This window comes from Streptococcus suis (assembly GCF_002964045.1).
GTDB classification, from domain to species: Bacteria; Bacillota; Bacilli; order Lactobacillales; family Streptococcaceae; genus Streptococcus; species Streptococcus suis_U.
Genome location: NZ_POPB01000355.1, coordinates 38,941 through 55,181, shown reverse-complemented (window position 1 = coordinate 55,181; position 16,241 = coordinate 38,941). Strand labels below are relative to the sequence as shown.

General features: G+C 33.9%; 17 protein-coding genes. All 17 read right to left on the bottom strand.

What is annotated here, in order from left to right; all coding sequences use genetic code 11:
• Window positions 1-508 precede the first annotated feature (508 nt).
• Window positions 509-1,249, bottom strand: a complete 741-nt coding sequence (locus C1E99_RS08725) for a DUF4422 domain-containing protein (protein ID WP_105207310.1) — start codon at window positions 1,247-1,249, stop codon at window positions 509-511.
• 2 nt (window positions 1,250-1,251) lie between these two features.
• Window positions 1,252-1,971 carry a glycosyltransferase family 2 protein gene (locus C1E99_RS08720; protein WP_105207309.1) on the bottom strand — a complete coding sequence of 240 codons (720 nt, stop codon included), beginning with the start codon at window positions 1,969-1,971 and terminating at the stop codon, window positions 1,252-1,254.
• A complete protein-coding gene (locus C1E99_RS08715; protein ID WP_105207308.1) occupies window positions 1,946-3,079 on the bottom strand; it encodes a hypothetical protein in 1,134 nt (377 codons plus the stop codon). The genes C1E99_RS08720 and C1E99_RS08715 overlap by 26 nt, the downstream gene beginning before the upstream one ends.
• A gap of 3 nt (window positions 3,080-3,082) precedes the next feature.
• Window positions 3,083-4,015: a glycosyltransferase gene (locus tag C1E99_RS08710; protein WP_105207307.1), complete on the bottom strand. Its 933-nt coding sequence runs from the start codon at window positions 4,013-4,015 to the stop codon at window positions 3,083-3,085.
• A 21-nt stretch (window positions 4,016-4,036) separates the two neighbouring features.
• On the bottom strand, window positions 4,037-5,128 hold the full coding sequence (locus C1E99_RS08705) for a glycosyltransferase (RefSeq protein WP_105207306.1): 1,092 nt from the start codon (window positions 5,126-5,128) through the stop codon (window positions 4,037-4,039).
• Between the two features lie 49 nt (window positions 5,129-5,177).
• The gene (locus C1E99_RS08700) at window positions 5,178-5,660 is read right to left on the bottom strand and encodes a glycosyltransferase (protein WP_105207305.1); all 483 of its coding nucleotides are present in this window, start codon (window positions 5,658-5,660) and stop codon (window positions 5,178-5,180) included.
• Window positions 5,660-6,109: a PssD/Cps14F family polysaccharide biosynthesis glycosyltransferase gene (gene pssD / locus C1E99_RS08695; protein ID WP_105207304.1), complete on the bottom strand. Its 450-nt coding sequence runs from the start codon at window positions 6,107-6,109 to the stop codon at window positions 5,660-5,662. Before pssD ends, C1E99_RS08700 begins: the two co-directional genes overlap by 1 nt.
• A gap of 25 nt (window positions 6,110-6,134) precedes the next feature.
• Window positions 6,135-6,938 (bottom strand): LicD family protein, encoded by an 804-nt coding sequence (locus C1E99_RS08690; RefSeq protein ID WP_105207303.1) that lies wholly within the window; start codon window positions 6,936-6,938, stop codon window positions 6,135-6,137.
• 5 nt (window positions 6,939-6,943) lie between these two features.
• Entirely contained in the window at window positions 6,944-7,336 is a 393-nt protein-coding gene (gene tagD, locus C1E99_RS08685) for a glycerol-3-phosphate cytidylyltransferase (RefSeq protein ID WP_105207302.1), read from the bottom strand.
• 1 nt (window position 7,337) lies between these two features.
• Window positions 7,338-8,450, bottom strand: coding sequence for a UDP-galactopyranose mutase (glf, locus tag C1E99_RS08680; protein WP_105207301.1), 1,113 nt, complete (start codon window positions 8,448-8,450; stop codon window positions 7,338-7,340).
• Window positions 8,451-8,459: 9 nt separating this feature from the next.
• A complete protein-coding gene (locus tag C1E99_RS08675; protein ID WP_105207300.1) occupies window positions 8,460-9,911 on the bottom strand; it encodes a flippase in 1,452 nt (483 codons plus the stop codon).
• Between the two features lie 43 nt (window positions 9,912-9,954).
• Window positions 9,955-11,334 carry a sugar transferase gene (locus C1E99_RS08670; protein WP_105207299.1) on the bottom strand — a complete coding sequence of 460 codons (1,380 nt, stop codon included), beginning with the start codon at window positions 11,332-11,334 and terminating at the stop codon, window positions 9,955-9,957.
• Between the two features lie 322 nt (window positions 11,335-11,656).
• Complete coding sequence (locus C1E99_RS08665; RefSeq protein ID WP_105207298.1) at window positions 11,657-12,391, bottom strand: CpsB/CapC family capsule biosynthesis tyrosine phosphatase; 735 nt, start codon at window positions 12,389-12,391, stop codon at window positions 11,657-11,659.
• Between the two features lie 40 nt (window positions 12,392-12,431).
• On the bottom strand, window positions 12,432-13,127 hold the full coding sequence (locus tag C1E99_RS08660) for a tyrosine-protein kinase (RefSeq protein WP_105207297.1): 696 nt from the start codon (window positions 13,125-13,127) through the stop codon (window positions 12,432-12,434).
• A 9-nt stretch (window positions 13,128-13,136) separates the two neighbouring features.
• Window positions 13,137-13,826: a YveK family protein gene (locus C1E99_RS08655; RefSeq protein WP_105207296.1), complete on the bottom strand. Its 690-nt coding sequence runs from the start codon at window positions 13,824-13,826 to the stop codon at window positions 13,137-13,139.
• An 11-nt stretch (window positions 13,827-13,837) separates the two neighbouring features.
• Window positions 13,838-15,283, bottom strand: a complete 1,446-nt coding sequence (locus C1E99_RS08650; protein WP_105207295.1) for an LCP family protein — start codon at window positions 15,281-15,283, stop codon at window positions 13,838-13,840.
• 118 nt (window positions 15,284-15,401) lie between these two features.
• Window positions 15,402-16,130 (bottom strand): peroxide stress protein YaaA, encoded by a 729-nt coding sequence (gene yaaA, locus C1E99_RS08645; RefSeq protein ID WP_105207294.1) that lies wholly within the window; start codon window positions 16,128-16,130, stop codon window positions 15,402-15,404.
• Window positions 16,131-16,241: the final 111 nt, after the last annotated feature.

The window sequence follows — 16,241 nt, the reverse complement described above, 5'->3', positions numbered from 1 at the left end:
GCCACATAGTGCAGTACCTTATCCAAGATTATTTCCATTACTTCATGGTTGATAGATTGGAAAAATGTGACTTCCACCTTTCCGAGGCGAATTTTCATCAGAATATCGTTTCTACCTTTCTTCTCAAAGTGTCTAGTTTTGGGAACAGTCAATGGGACGATGGGCTGTGACATAATAAATCCTCCAGTTTTGTTTTTCTAACAGTATACTGGAGGAGGGAGTGAGTAGATAGATACCTTGTTATTGGGCGGTTACAGTCAATGGGACGATGGGTTGTGACATAAAAAAATCCTCCAGTTATGTTTTTCTCACAGTATACAGGAGGAGGGAGTGATTGGGGAGGTACCTTGTTATTGGGCGGTTACGATTTTGATTGCCTTGAACATAAAGAAAGAGAGAACGAATTTCGTCCTCTCTAGGTGTTAACTTTTCATCTACCCACTACAGTTGACAAAGAGCCATTTTTCAGTACAATTTCAATTCACTAAATAATAGCCAAAGTTCAATATTATAAATTTTTAAGAAGTTTTTTTATTTTTAAATCAGGCTCGGTGAAGACCACAGGTAATTCTTTCACAGATAATTGATTTTTGTGTACCCACACGTTAATCAAACGCTCTGAAACGAACCCTATCATCCTTTTATTATAGTTATCATACTTAGACAAATCAATGTTTTTTTCCAACTCAAACAATATATCAAATAACCATTTTGAATAATTGTCAAAAATTTCTCTGTTTGAGATTAACATGTTATAACAATAGCCTTCTTTTTCATTTTCAAACCATTCGAATGAACTTAAATACTCTGGGCAATTATTTCTAATTAGCTCTCTACAATTCTCCCATACATCGGGATCGTGAAAATTATAAAAAAATTCTTTAGCTGTTTGACCATCTTTGTAAAATTGTCTTTTGACTGGCAATATAATATCGTATTTTGACAAGAAATCTAGTATTTCTGTTTCTGAAGGTACGAATGATTTCGAAAAAAACTTACTATTTTTTGTGAAATATCGTCTATAATGACATAAACCAATTACATCGTCCTTACTAGATTTCCAAATCCAATATTGACCTGTCAATTCACAAAAGGATTCATTTTTATTTGAAATATTATCCTCTATTGAGTTGTCTTTTAGATAATGATCTGGTCCCGAATTTTTATTTGCACCAACAAGTAATGGTTTATAGATTGGTGTCTTTAAGTAGTCATTAAATTCCTTGTGAGTTATTACATAAATGCTCATTTCTATCTCCCTAAAATTTGGTATCTAGTTTTTCTGTAAAACGTTTTCAAATACAATAAGAATTTATTTGTAGGCCATTTCCCAAAAAGGGTATAGATGTTATCAAAGGAATTATATAAATTAGCTACATTACGTATAGTATCAAAATAATTTAAATTAAGAGATTTTCCCTCAGATAAGTGCCAAAGACCAATTGGTAATATTAATACTCGATTCCCTAAGGATAGCATTTTCAGGCTATAATCAGTACCGTAGAGATGCCAAGTATTTCCAAGATTAGAAAATTTATTTTTCTCAAATATATTCTTAGGAATTATTAATAAACATTCATCTAAACTTAGTGCATTAATTGGTTCAGTAAATTCATAATTTTTGGCAGAGTACTCTTTATGGCTTCCATGTCCAATCCTTGAAAATGATTCTAAATTCACTCCTATTCCAGCAACTCCAGCAATGCCAAACTCATACTCTTTTGAGTGCTTAGCAAGTTCTTCTAGAAAAAATTTAGAGGTTAGCTGAATATCTTGATGAACAAAAACAATGATTTCACCTTTAGCTTTCTCTCCTCCATAATTAAGCGCCTCAGCTGCAGAATTGAAAGCTCGTTGGGTAGTATCTACCAATATTAGCTCGTAATCTTTAAAAGATTGTTCCCTAAGAGTCTTTAAAAGATTCTTTTCCAATACTTCTTGATCATTATGTACACATATAATTGATAGCATTCTTTCCCTTTCTATTGTACAAGAGTCCCATTCCAACTAAAATAAGGAATGGGTTAAACCATAACAAGAATAATTGTGGATCTACTGAAGCTCGAATAGCCCAAATCCACAATACCAAAGTTAAAGCTTCATTATTAGACTTCTTGATTATGAATCCATAGATAGTATATCCTATAATGACAATTAAGAAAACGATTATCCCATACGAAACCAACATATTTATGTAAGAGAAATCTACATAATTGTAATTCGTTGCATCACTATTCCACGTGATACTAGTACCAAACAAGCTAATTCCCCAATTTTGGAGTCCTTGTTGGGCAAATCTAAGACGCTGACTTAGAATAAAATTTAACTTTACAAATATAGTATTGGTAGGCGAATATAATACGGTAGCCAAATATGTAATTACTGATAACAATATGAACGAGTATGGTACACTCTTGACAAATATATTAGAATAATTTCTCAATACTCTTTCAAAGACTATTATCATAAACACCAGAATAAAAGTTAGACGAGTTCCAGTTTGTTGATAAATATATATATTGAAAACAAAAATTAGAAGAACTTCTAACCACGAAACTTTTCGAAATCTTAAATAAACATATTCAATAACTATTGAACAAAAATAATTTGGTACAAAAGTCGGAAAAGTGTATCCTAAACTATATCTGTTCCTAAGAAACCCACCTGCAGATGATACAAACAAGTCATTTGGAATCATATGAAGAAGACTCATAGAAACAGTCAGTACTAGTGAAATAATTTGTAGATACATTGACCACTTTACTATTCTATCAAAATCTAAATCTACTGCTGCAAAAATAAGTAAAAAACTATAAAAAACAAATGATGCATTACCATTGTCTTTTGACACAAAAAATGAAATAATAATTGCCGTTGGGATTAGTACTAAACTTTTTAAATCAACTTTTTTACGGAAACAAAATTTCAAAATTATACAGAGTACTCCTATATACTCCCATATATTTATTATCCCATAGGGATGGAAAACATCTTTCAAATACGTTGATGTAAACATCCAAGAGAATATCCAGGGATAATAAGCCACAGAGAAAAGAAATTCATTTATTTTAATCTTCATATATTAGTCTTCCTTCCCTCTTACCATAAAAAAGTATATATCCGCAAGATAAGTTCTATATGAGTAATAGCACTTGATATATCTCACTAATTTTAATGCATCCAATATTTTTCTATTTTTGACTAATCTTACACGGAGCTCAATCCATTTTTTAAATTGATAGTACTTTTTTAAATCATCTGGATGTATTTTTTCTGATTCATTATTTACAAGTGAATCCATTCTCTGGATAAAATCATTATAATATAGAATGTTTTCTTTTTGTCGCCCTATGTTCAGTTGAGTTTTACGAGTTGCATTGCTAGAGTGCCTCCTGAAACGAATCGTAGAGGCATTATATAAATAGAGTGACCCAAGTAACATCGAAATTCGCCATAAAAAAGCATCGTGACCGTCTTCTGAACTAATATATTCTTGAAGATACTTTATCAATCCCTTTTTAAATCCATAGACACAACCTGGTCTCATAACATAAAAAAAATATTTATAGGTTTGTGGACGATAAATACTAAAATCGTTATTAGTTTCATCTTTTCTTAGGGACAACTTTTGACCATCTTCATCATAAAACGGAGTATAATTAGAAGCTAATAACTGTATTTGGGGATTATTATCCATTATTGAGGACATTTTCTCAATTTTATCTAATTCCCAAATATCATCTTGATCACATAAGAATACAATCTCTCCATTTGCAATCTTAATCAACTCAGAAAAATTAATTTTCCATCCCAAATTAATTTCATTTCTAAGAACTGTCCAATTCGATAGAGAATGTCGGGAAATATAGTCTTTTATGAGTTCAAAAGTTCCATCTGTTGAACAATCATCTCGGATGATTATTTCATCTGGTGTTAGTGTCTGTAATCGAATAGAATCCAATTGCTCAATTAGATACTTTGAACCATTATATGTTGACATTATTAAACTAATCATTTTACCTCCAGTCCAGTTTGATCAATCACTAATGATTTTACTATAATAATCATATAGTTGTTCACTGTTATTATGTAAATCATATCCTAGTGTTCGCATTAAATTTGGATTTTGACAACGAGCAAAATTCATTGTTGATATTTCATTACACCATTTGGAAACATCTAAAGGTAAAAAAGTTATTTTACCAAATAAATCAACTTCTTTTGTTACAAAATCACTAGACACAATAGGGAGTCCAGCTGCCTGAGCTTCAATAAGAACAAATGGTAGCCCTTCAAAATAGGATGGCAAAACAAAAATATCAATTGCTTGGAGATACTCTCCTACATTATCCAATGCTCCAAGTAAAGTAACACTTTTTGACAATCCATACGATTCAATCAAATTCTGAATAGTAGAAAATTCTTCCCCATCACCTATTAAAAGAAGGTGAAACTCTTCATCTTTATCTCTTATATAGAATTCTTTTATCAGTTCTATCAAAAATCGTTGATTTTTTTGATGATTGAAACCTCCAACATGGCCAAGTACAACCTTATTAGAGATGTTCAATTTTGTACGAATTGAATCACGAATAGTGATATCAAATTCATAATTCTCCAATCGAACTCCATTCCTAATAACTGTAAAATCTTGACTACCAAATAGCCACTTTCCAGCGTCATTACCACAAGCAATTCGATTGGTGGTCAATGTTTTAAATGGAAATTTAAGTAACTTATGAATAAATATGTGATCAGTGCTTGTATTATGACTATGAACAATCCTATGACGACAACCAGCTAATAAAGCCGGTAACAACTCCAATAACATCATATTACTGCTACCATGTACATGAATCGCGTCATACTTTCGTTTTTTTATTATGTTATATAATCGAATCATGTAGCCAATAGGGTTTCTTTTCCTAGTCTTAAAAATAAAGTATTCCCCATCCGTAGAGTCAATATACTTTCTAAATTCATGGTCCTCAAAACTAGGTGCAATTAAATCTATTTTGATATCTTGTTTACGAGATAGTGCACAATAATAATTTTTTATCCAAGTATGTATTCCATTTTTTTCCAATCCTACGGTACTAACCATAAGTATTTTAAACTGTTGATTCATTTAACCCCTTGAATTTTATTCATTTAAAGTAAAGTATTCAAAATTAGCATTATTGCATTAATTTATTTATCTCAGCCGAGAATCTTTCACAAAAATATTTATTATTTCCACCCTTATTTGAATATTTTGATTTATTCTGTAGAGCAATATCTAATTCTGCAATATTCTCAATGACAATTAAACTATATTCTTTGTCAACAATTTTTTTAACAAATTCTAACTGATGATTGTTCACATGTTCCCCAAATTTCTCTAATCTAGGAACCACAATTGGAACTTTTCCTTTTGACAATGCAGCCATAAAAGTCGCAGGACCTCCATGTGAAACTACAGTATCTGCCTGGGAAAAATATTCTTCCATTTCTTCATACGACAACATTCTTTTCCAATCACAATATTCTGGTTCATATGTTGAAAAACCTATTTGGATGAATACATCATCTTTAATGATTTTGTTCTTTTTTAAGTTATCTATTCTTTCGATTAGACGATTAAACGATTGTTCATGGGTCCCCACAGTCACGAAAATCATTAAAAAATCCCCCCTATATTAATAGATTTAGGATATACTTTTTTCATTTCTTCCCATTGTACAAAAAATTTATCTGTTATTGGGTATACTAATTTTCCAGTAAGTGTCGGACTATCAACCCTGTCAAACACTTCTATATAAACAGTCTTTGCTCCATAAAGTTTACCGATGTAGAAGAAGGGAACTGCAACTGCTGCTCCTGAAGATACTATTATATCCGGTCGTTCTCGATGTATTATTTTAAAGGCTAAAAAAATATTGCGAAGTAAATTAATTATATTTCGGTTAGTAGGGTAATAACATGAATACATCCGTTCATATTTCAGTACACTTCTTGCATCCTCTTTATCAAATGTTACCCAAAATCTCTCTTTATCTCTCCAAAACGGCTCCAATAACTTTAAATGTGTCAAATGTCCGCCAGAAGATCCTACTAAGCAGATTTTCATACTAGAATTACCTCCTTACATCTCATTAATATGGACCAAAATCAATTTTAATGCGATTGTGGTGATTCCTATTATTTTCCTTCGGTGGAATCATATAATCTCCATAAAAATATGATAAATATTCATCACAAGCTTCAATTCCTGGAAATTCAGATTTTTCAAATTTATATACAGTCGTATTGTCAACCCATTTTGCTTCTATTGTTTCTTTTTCCAATCCATATGTTCCATCACTTACAATTACTTTTTTACTAATTTCTGAATTAGCACATTTTATTACAGTCTCTTTCATATATTTTAAAAATTGAACAGAAAATAGACTAGCAACTATTCGCCCAAATGTATAGAATTTTTTTGTTTTTTCTCCGTACCCTAGCTTAATTAACAAGAGGTTTCTAAAAAGCCAAAATAATCTCATTTGAAAAAATGCTTTAATATTATTATCTGAAACATTATCAACTGGAAAAATATCTATAAAAATTCCGTTATTTTTCAACTTCCCCTTTGAAAATTCTTCTATAATTGATGTACCTTTTAGAGTAATTTTAACAAAATTAAATGGATATTCTTTTTCTGTATACATAGTTTGAAGTTGAAATTTTTCTGAATTTAATTCATATGAGCAAACTTCAACGAATCGTTCAAATTCAACACGTCTCATACCAAAATCCATATCATCATCCCAAGGAATAAATCCCCTATGTCTCACAGCGCCTAATAATGTACCCGCTATCATGAAGTATTTAATTTTGTGTTTTTCGCAAATTCTTTTTAGCTCTTCAGCAAGAAGGATATCTAAAGTGTGTAGTTTCGATAATTCTGTATCCATGTAAACTACTCCTTTAATTCTTTTTTTATTTGAGTTGTGCTAATTTCTGGTGTGCGTTCTAAATAAACTACTTCAACACCTTCGTCAGCTAAAAAATCAAAATGACCTTTCCAATCATCTCCCATCACGAATGTATCAATGTGGTATTCGTGGACATCCGATTTCTTTTGTTCCCAATTTTCTTCTGGAATAACTAAATCTACATATCGAACAGCTTCAACTAATGCTTTTCTCTGCTCAAATGTAAAAAAACATTTCTTTTGTTTTTCCTTCCAATTAAATTCATCCGTAGAAATGACAACAACTAAATAATCTCCTAATGCTTTTGCTCTTTTTAACAAATTAATATGTCCATAATGAAGTAAATCGAAAGTCCCATAAGTTATTACTCTTTTCATGCTATTCCCCCATTTCATTTCTGACACACTGCAAGGCAGCGCCGATAACCTGGTGCATATCGTAGTAACGATAGTGACCCAGACGGCCGCCGAAAATAACATTTTCTTGTTGTTCTGCAAGGCGTTTGTAGGCAGTATAGAGCTTATTATTACGGTCATTGTTAACTGGATAGTAAGGCTCGTCGCCACGCTTCCAAGTCTTCGAATACTCGCGTGTAATAATGGTTTTTGGTTGTGTACCAAACTCAAAATGCTTGTGTTCAATGATACGAGTATAAGGTGTTTCGCTATCAGTGTAGTTAACAACCGCATTACCTTGGTAGTTTTCCATATCCAAGACTTCCGTTTCAAAACGAAGGCTACGGTATTCCAATTCACCCAGTTCGTAATCAAAGAACTCATCAATCATACCTGTAAAGACAACTTTTGGATAGGTTGCCAAGTATTCTTCTTTATTGGCAAAGAAGTCAACATTAGTCTCTACATCGATGTTTTCATGATCCAACATTTTTTCAACAATCTGCGTGTATCCACCGATTGGAATACCTTGATAGGTATCATTGAAATAGTTGTTGTCATAAGTCAAACGCACTGGTAAACGACGGATGATAAAGGCTGGCAACTCCGTACATGGTTTTTCCCATTGTTTCTCGGTGTATGATTTGATCAATTTTTCATAGATGTCTGTACCTACAAGGGAAATAGCTTGCTCTTCCAAGTTCTCAGGTGTTTTTCCACCCAACACAGCACGCTGCTCTGCAATTTTAGCTTCAGCTTCAGCAGGAGTCACAACTCCCCAGAGCTTGTTAAAGGTATTCATATTGAATGGAAGATTGTAAATCTCACCCTTGTAGTTGGCAACTGGTGTGTTTGTGTAGCGGTTGAATTCTGCAAATTGGTTAACATAATCCCAAATTTCCTTTTCAGAAGTGTGGAAGATATGTGCACCATACTCATGGACCTGGATGCCTTCTACTTCTTTGGTATAGATATTACCGGCGATGTGGTCACGTTTTTCAATCACTTTCACCTTTTTACCTTTTTTGGCTGCTTCGTGGGCAAAAACTGCACCAAACAAACCAGCACCAACTACTAGATAGTCGTAAGTTTTCATTTTAATCTCCTATTTTCTTACTTTTGATAAAACCATTTGCGCTATTTCCGTCACAAATTCTTCTTTTTGGAGGAAAAGACTAATGCCATAAAGGGCAAAATACAAGCTAGCTGAAATTGCTAAAGTCCAAAAAACATTGATTTGTAGGACCGTAAGCAGACCAAGTGTCGCGATTGTTGCGAGTAATAAACTAATTACCATCTTGCTAAAATGAATCTTTTTCAAGATTGGCAAGATGAATTCTTTCAAGAAATAAAATTGGACGATGGTTACTGAACATTCCGCAATTGTACCTGCTATTGCTGCACCACTTGCTCCAAGAAGTGGAATGGCAAAACTATTGACAAGTATATCAACCACTGCTCCAGCAATTGTAGAATAGACAACCAATTTTTCCCTGTTTGTAGGAACTAGTATCTGAATTCCCATTAGGTTTGATAGTCCTATAAACAAAACAGTAGGCATAATCAGCTGCATTGGTAAAACAGCTGGTAAAAAACTCTCTCCTGATAAGAACAGAATCGCCTGCTCACTGACTAAGATAAAGTATGTAACCAAGGGAAGTGAAATCAGAAAGACGAAATTAAGTGCTTTCTGTGTCAGTCTTTCAAATTCCTCCATTTTACCCTGTTCGTAGTAATACGATAATCTTGGTAGTAAAACAGCACCAAGCGAAGTTACGACGCTGACTAAGATTTGTTTCACTTTTACAGCTGCTGAGTAGTATCCAACTTCTTCACTTCCCTTGATAAAGCCTAGCATTGTTGTATCAACATTCAAGTAAATAGTTGTTGATACTGTAAGAAGAAAGAATGTCAAGGTCGGTTTTAAATGTTGGAAAATATCCAGTTCCTTCAAAGGTCTCCAAGAAACGATTTTTCTCAAGTTGATAAAGTTCAGCAAATTTGAGCCAACTGCGGCAAAGACACTGATTGCTCCATAGATAACGTAGTCATCAGATGTCTTGACTAGTAAAAACATCAATATTACTGATAAGAACTTGAATACAATAGAACGAATCGTAATATAAGAATATCTTTCTAAGGAACGATATAACCAATCCACACCTAATACATTAAAAATTAATGTAGATGATAAGACAAGATAAAGTATTTTTTCACTATACAGTTTATCGATAGTCATGACACAAATGAATAGTAGTACCAAGGAAATTCCCATTACTAAACTATTCAAAAGCATGATTTCCATAACGGTTTTATCTAGTTTTTCCTTATCATCACGAACTTTGGCACAAGCTCTAATTCCATATGTTGGAATACCAAGCATTCCAATCATTGAAAAATAAGTGACAATTGATGTTGCAAAGTTTATGGTACCAATCCCATCTGCCTGCAATACCCTGGAAACATACGGAAATGTAATCAGTGGAAAAATAAAGTTTGATATCGTTAAGATAAAATTCATAATGAAATTTATCTTAACGGAACTTACTTTTTTCATATTTTATCATTTGTGTAAATTTTCAATTTTATGCCCTGAAAACCTACTTACTTCCCTCTCTCTTAATAACAACTTGAACAGTTTTTAACAAAATCTTGATATCTGACCAAATGTTCCAATTATCAATATATTCAACATCAAGTTTGACAACTTCGTCAAAATCAGTAATATTGCTTCGACCACTGACTTGCCATAATCCTGTGATGCCTGGTTTAAAACTTAAACGGCGTTTTTGACTTGGTGTGTATTTTTCAAATTCATCAACAGTTGGCGGACGAGTGCCAACTAAACTCATATCTCCAATTAAAACATTGTAAAACTGAGGTAGCTCATCCAAGCTAGTCTTTCTAATGAAATGACCAATTGGAGTTATGCGAGGATCGTTATCCATTTTGAACATACCACCTTGCATCTGATTTTGAGCCATTAATTCTTTTTTACGCTCCTCAGCATCAATATACATCGAGCGGAATTTATAGAATTTGAAAATGCGACCATTTTTTCCTACACGTTTTTGGACAAAAATAGCAGGGCCGCCATCACGTCTGATAAGTGGTACCAAAACTATTGAAGCCAATCCACACATAAGCAAGCCCACAATAGCTCCTACAATATCCAAAATTCGTTTCATAAGGATATGACTAGGCTTATAGAAATTGGTAGAAAACGTTACAATACTATGGTCACCTAACAGTTGAATTTTTTTATTTTTCAAAGCACGGAAACCAAATGAATTTACATCAACACTCACATCGATGCCTAGAATCTCAAATTCTGAAACAATTTGATTTAAATCAAAGTGTTCACTTGGTAAGTTAATGAAAACCTGGTCAACAACTTCTCGAGTTGCAAACTCAATTGCCTCTTCTTCTGTTTTGAAAAATGGGATTGAAATTCCAAAATAATCCTTTTTTGAATCTAAAATAACAAGAGCTACTAAATTATTTTTAAAAACTTGCTCAGTTTTCAATAACTTCTTCATACTCGCCCAGCGTTCTTCAGTTGTAATGAGAACGGTTTTTCTGTTGATATTAGAAGTAAATAAAAGAACATGTTTAAATTGACGTATAAAGCAATTAATCAAATAAATAAACACTGAATTTAAAAGTGTGAAATAGATTAATCCTCTCCTAGAAAATTCAAAATTATCTTCTAAGAAAAATGAAAAAACAGTCAATAATACGCCGAAAACTAAACTATACCAAAATGTCTTTTCAAATTCTTTGATAAAACCCCGATTTTCGAATTCATAATCCATTCTAGATAAATAAAAGGCAAAAAAATGTACCATTAAAATGATAAATATACCTGAACGACTTAAATCACTATTTGGAATTTGACTGGTTATAGTTGCAGCTAAAAAAACTGAAAGTAATTCTAACAAAACGAGGCTAACTTGACGATATCCTGTTTCAAAATTCATAACATCTCCTGTACTTTCTCAAATTTGTTAATACAATGACATTGGAAATTTAGTCGTAATTACCAAACTTCTTTATCAGAATTTACCATATAAATATCCTATAAATTTTATTGGCATTAGTTTATATTATAGTAAATTCTAAATAAATGATTGAAATCTAACTTTTAGTATTGAAAGGCTATTTTATTCATTAAAAAATGTAGATGCTGTTAGATTTTTTGTCATTCTCACAGCTGATGCATTTCAACCTTCCAAGAATCTAAAAGATATTTTAAACTCTTGGAAAGTAAAAATAACTTTTACTTTCGTTGCTTAAAGATCACTACTCCAATAGTTGGTTCTTCAAGATCGATAGAGGATTTTTCTTAAACAAAGCTTTTGCTCTATCTTCTCCATATTCCTCTTTAACAATAGCATATGCTTCCTTCAAAAATGGAGGGCGTGTTGTTGTGTTATGCATATCACTAGCCACACAATGAACCAAGTCATTCTCAAGGAAGAACTGTACTCTTTTCTTAAATTCTTTCGAACGGTCACCAATCAAAGTAGGCTTCAAGACATGACTACTATTTACTTGGGTCAGACAACCTTTTTCAATAAGTTCTTCCACACGAGTTGCATCAAAAGCAAGCGAATCATAGCGTTCAATGTGAGCAATTAATGGAGTTAGTCCCAAAAGGCTAACCTCATTAACTGCTTTTTGAATCTCTTTCCAAGGAGTATTCATACTGAATTCCAAAAGAATATACCGAGAGCCATTGATTGTCGGAACCTTTTTCTTTTCCAATTTTTCCATCAAACTTTTACTATAGTAAAGTTCCCCACCATAACACAGTCTCAGTTCAGGAAAAGATTGTTTTACAGCTTCTTTTAACTGGCTAAAATGACTTGCAATAACTTTTTCAGGAGTTTCGAACATCCCTTTTCGTCTATGTGATGTCGCAACAATCATTCGAATCCCTTGACTTCGTGCTAGTTTGATGAGCTCTAAACTTTCTTCTATCGTTTTCGGACCATCATCGACCCCAAAAATGATATGGGAATGTATATCAATCATAGTACACCTTGATTATATTTTTTTTGTTTTCATGCTTGAACTAGGCTTTTTTACCATAGTTCCCATAATTACCGTAGTTACCATAGTCTCCATAATTTGCCGCTGTGACATCATATTTGTTTAGAATCACACCCAAGAATGGAGTACCAGTTTGTTCCAACTGCTCTTTTACTTTTTTAACAGCAGAGCGTTTTACAGTTCCAGCTTCCACTACAGTGACCATCGCATCACATTTTTGAGCAATAATCGCAGCGTCAATAACCATCCCGAGTGGAGGACAGTCAACAATGACATAATCATAATAGCGACGCAGCGTTGCTAGAAGATTTTCAAAGTTTTTACTTTGTAATAGGGCAGTAGGGTTTGGAGAAACTTTACCAGACTCAATAACTGTCAAATTTGGAATATCCGTGTCACACAATCCTTGAGAAAGGTCTGTTGTACCAGATAGATAGTCCGTCAAGCCCGTAATTTTTGCCGTTGGTTTGAAGAAACCGGACATAACAGAATTACGAATATCAGAGTCAACCAAAACTGTCTTATAACCTGTACGAGCATAGGCCATGGCAAGGCTGGCAGCTGTCGTACTCTTCCCTTCGTTAGATTGTACTGAAGTAATACCAACAACTTTAATATCTGATCCACTCAACTGAATGTTTGTTCGAATAGCATTAAAGTATTCTTCTGTCTTACTTACTAATTCCAATTTAGTACGTGCAATTTCTAATGTTGCCATTTTTCACTCCTATTTCAATTTTTTCGAATCTGGTACTACACCTAGCAAGGTCAAGCCCATTACTTCTTCGATATCTTGAGGTCGTTTTACTCGATCGTCCAATACTTCAAATACCAATACAAGTCCGACCGCTAGTAAACCTCCAGCTAAGAAACCAATAGCTAGATTTCTTTTGGTACGTGGTGTAGAAGGCTCATCTGCTGGAACTGCTTCTTCTAATGTTGTTACATCATTAACTTTTGTCACTTCAATAATTTTCTGTGCTGCAGCTGTTCGAAGACTATTAGCAATTCGAGCCGCCTCATTTGGATCTGCATCTCTTACAGTGATCGAAACAATACGTGTATCAACAGGAATCGAAACAGAAATTTTATCAGTGATACTATCTAAAATTCCAAGCTCCGTTTGAACTTTAGTCAATACGTCTTGAGAAAGGATGATTTCCTTGTAGTCTTTAACAAGATAAGTACCAGCCTGAAGTTCTTGGTTGGTCAAACCCGCACCAGCTTCAACATTTTGACTAACTACATAGATACGTGTCGTTGCATCATACTGTGGTGTAACGAGAAATACGCTATAAATAAAGGCAATCCCCGCACCGAGTAAAGCTGTAATGATGATGACTAACTTTTTTCTCCAAAGTGATTTCAACAATGACAATACATCAATTTCGATTGTATTTACTTCTTGATTATTCATAATCTCTCCTTTTATTTACCGTCCAATACAGACTGAATGGCTGATTTTACATTTGTTAAACTGTTTTGATCAATTTCCATCATGTAAAGCTGTGAACTTGGCATAGCATATGAAGGTAAATCCATACGTCCTGAACCAGTTAGGGCTTGGGATTCCACTGTAAACTGGGTGCCTGATTCTAATTGTGAATTGACCAAACTCATTATTGTTTCCAAACTAAGGTCTGTTTGAATAGAACCTTCAAGACCAGATAAAATAGCTTGGTAGTTTTTAAGATTTTCTGGCGAACTCAATTTTTTAATTAAGGCTGCAATGACCTTCTCTTGGTTCTTACCACGATCATTATCACCATTTGCTAAGGAATATCTTTCTCTTACAAATGCAAGTGCCAACTCTGAATTTAAATGCAGATTTCCAATTGGAAATTGATGACTACCAATATGACTCGTAAATTCCTGATCATTGTAGACATCTATTCCTCCAACCAAATCAATCAACTGTAAGAAGGAGGTAAAGTTCAATCGGACATAGTTGCTAATATCAATCCCATAAAGATTTTCTAGGGTATGGATAGAGGCATCTACTCCGTATATCCCTGCGTGAGTCAGTTTGTCATATTGATTTTGACCACCATCAGCAATTGCGACGTAAGAGTCACGAGGAGTGGTCGTCAGCAAGATTTTATGGGTTGCACGATTGACTGTCATAATGATATTGACATCAGAACGAGAAACGGAAGAAATTGGTCCATAGGTATCAATCCCGCTAATATAGATATTAAAACTATCTCCACTTGCCTGCTCTACGGTTGTCTCCACTTGCTTTGTGACTTTAAATGTATAGAGCTTTCTGACTTTATTGGAAAAATCAGGATCTTCTGATTCTAGAATATTGGTAAAGACACCATTAAATACCATAGCTTGAGTCTCACCATTCATCATGGATTGATAAGCTGTTAGGTATGAACTAGTTGGAGTCTTCGATAACTGAACCGATTTCATCTTCGAAACGTCATCTAGTAATGCAGTAACATTTTCTTGGTCATAATCAGATGGTGCCATGACAGAGGATAATTGACTAATATCTGTAATGTCACTGGTTGCGGGAACGATGATGCTCATTTCATACTCAGCAAATGCTGAATTCGAATTTAAGCGACTTGAAAAATTAACGACTTCCCTCATCCCATAAACGCCCACAGAGGTTGCAATCAGGGATAGAACAAGTAAGACCGTCGTCAACACACGCGCCTTTCTCCTCCACATTAGCAGCACCGACAGAATGACAATACTAATCGATATAACTGTAATAATATGATTTAAGAACCGAAAATCTAAAATGTTATATCGGTACATTGTAAATAAGAAAAGAGCAAGAACTATGACATAGAGTATCCATAAAGCCCAGTTTATAAACTTAAGCTTTGAAGCCCTTCTACGTCCATTTCTATTTTTCATAACGAACCTTCCTTAAAATGATAACCCTTCTATTTTACCACATAAAAATCTTTATAGCTAGCTTTTATACTTTCTTCGGTCAATATTATGTGTAATTCGTCACAAATTTGTCATAATTTTAAACCTTACGCACAAAAACAAACACCTTTTCTGTTGACTCTGAAGAAAAGAATTGGAATCCGTCGACATCAAACTCTTTTAATTCTAGTATGTTTTTGACTTCATTATTAACCAGCCAAGAAAGCATTCGCCCACGCCCTTTTTTAGATATGGTAGAATGAACCTTCAACTGATCAGCTTTTTCTTCCTTAAAGACCACTCGAATTAGTTTCGACTGAATCTCTGGAGAAAAGACTTGTTCAAATTCCGAGGAAGCCAGGGACAAAATCCAATCTTCTCCAGCTACTTCCTGGTCAAAGAAGGGCCGCCAATATTGCTTTAAGGATTGCCCACCAATCTTCAAACTTCCTTGAAAATCCAGACGATGAGGCGAAATCTGTTCTAGGGGTTGAATCAGACCGTACAGTCCAGTTGCCAATCGGACATGCTGCTGCAGATAGGCTACCTGTTTCTCATTCAGGTCTCGCCTGTCCATGTAACGATACATCAAGCCGTCGTACAATTGCCAAGCTGGATAGGATTTGGCTTGACCGGTCTTTATCCTCTGCCAACGGTCCCATTCCAACTGAGCCTTTTCCTCAGACAGTTTATAAAAACTTGCAAGCTCTTTTTGAGATTTTGTTCCAATCGCTTCCAAGACAAGCTTACTGTTTTGGGGTAATTCCTGAAAAGGCTGATTATCGAAATGTGTGTTTAATTCTTTCGCATTCGGAATAATGATTCTCATTCTTTCATTATATCATATTATGCATCAAACAAACTTTTGGAACTCGAATGTTAAACTTGTTTTTATGGGATAAATTCATTATACTTATAGCATCAATTCTGTGGGGGGACA

Bases quoted from the DNA above. Each gene is read 5' to 3' on its own strand.
- tagD (WP_105207302.1), bottom strand. From the start codon at position 7,336: ATGAAAAGAGTAATAACTTATGGGACTTTCGATTTACTTCATTATGGA.
- C1E99_RS08675 (WP_105207300.1), bottom strand. From the start codon at position 9,911: ATGAAAAAAGTAAGTTCCGTTAAGATAAATTTCATTATGAATTTTATC.
- C1E99_RS08650 (WP_105207295.1), bottom strand. From the start codon at position 15,283: ATGAAAAATAGAAATGGACGTAGAAGGGCTTCAAAGCTTAAGTTTATA.
- pssD (WP_105207304.1), bottom strand. From the start codon at position 6,109: ATGAAAATCTGCTTAGTAGGATCTTCTGGCGGACATTTGACACATTTA.
- C1E99_RS08705 (WP_105207306.1), bottom strand. From the start codon at position 5,128: ATGAATCAACAGTTTAAAATACTTATGGTTAGTACCGTAGGATTGGAA.
- C1E99_RS08660 (WP_105207297.1), bottom strand. From the start codon at position 13,127: ATGGCAACATTAGAAATTGCACGTACTAAATTGGAATTAGTAAGTAAG.
- C1E99_RS08725 (WP_105207310.1), bottom strand. From the start codon at position 1,249: ATGAGCATTTATGTAATAACTCACAAGGAATTTAATGACTACTTAAAG.
- C1E99_RS08655 (WP_105207296.1), bottom strand. From the start codon at position 13,826: ATGAATAATCAAGAAGTAAATACAATCGAAATTGATGTATTGTCATTG.
- C1E99_RS08720 (WP_105207309.1), bottom strand. From the start codon at position 1,971: ATGCTATCAATTATATGTGTACATAATGATCAAGAAGTATTGGAAAAG.
- yaaA (WP_105207294.1), bottom strand. From the start codon at position 16,130: ATGAGAATCATTATTCCGAATGCGAAAGAATTAAACACACATTTCGAT.
- C1E99_RS08700 (WP_105207305.1), bottom strand. From the start codon at position 5,660: ATGATTTTCGTGACTGTGGGGACCCATGAACAATCGTTTAATCGTCTA.
- glf (WP_105207301.1), bottom strand. From the start codon at position 8,450: ATGAAAACTTACGACTATCTAGTAGTTGGTGCTGGTTTGTTTGGTGCA.
- C1E99_RS08670 (WP_105207299.1), bottom strand. From the start codon at position 11,334: ATGAATTTTGAAACAGGATATCGTCAAGTTAGCCTCGTTTTGTTAGAA.
- C1E99_RS08710 (WP_105207307.1), bottom strand. From the start codon at position 4,015: ATGATTAGTTTAATAATGTCAACATATAATGGTTCAAAGTATCTAATT.
- C1E99_RS08665 (WP_105207298.1), bottom strand. From the start codon at position 12,391: ATGATTGATATACATTCCCATATCATTTTTGGGGTCGATGATGGTCCG.
- C1E99_RS08715 (WP_105207308.1), bottom strand. From the start codon at position 3,079: ATGAAGATTAAAATAAATGAATTTCTTTTCTCTGTGGCTTATTATCCC.
- C1E99_RS08690 (WP_105207303.1), bottom strand. From the start codon at position 6,938: ATGGATACAGAATTATCGAAACTACACACTTTAGATATCCTTCTTGCT.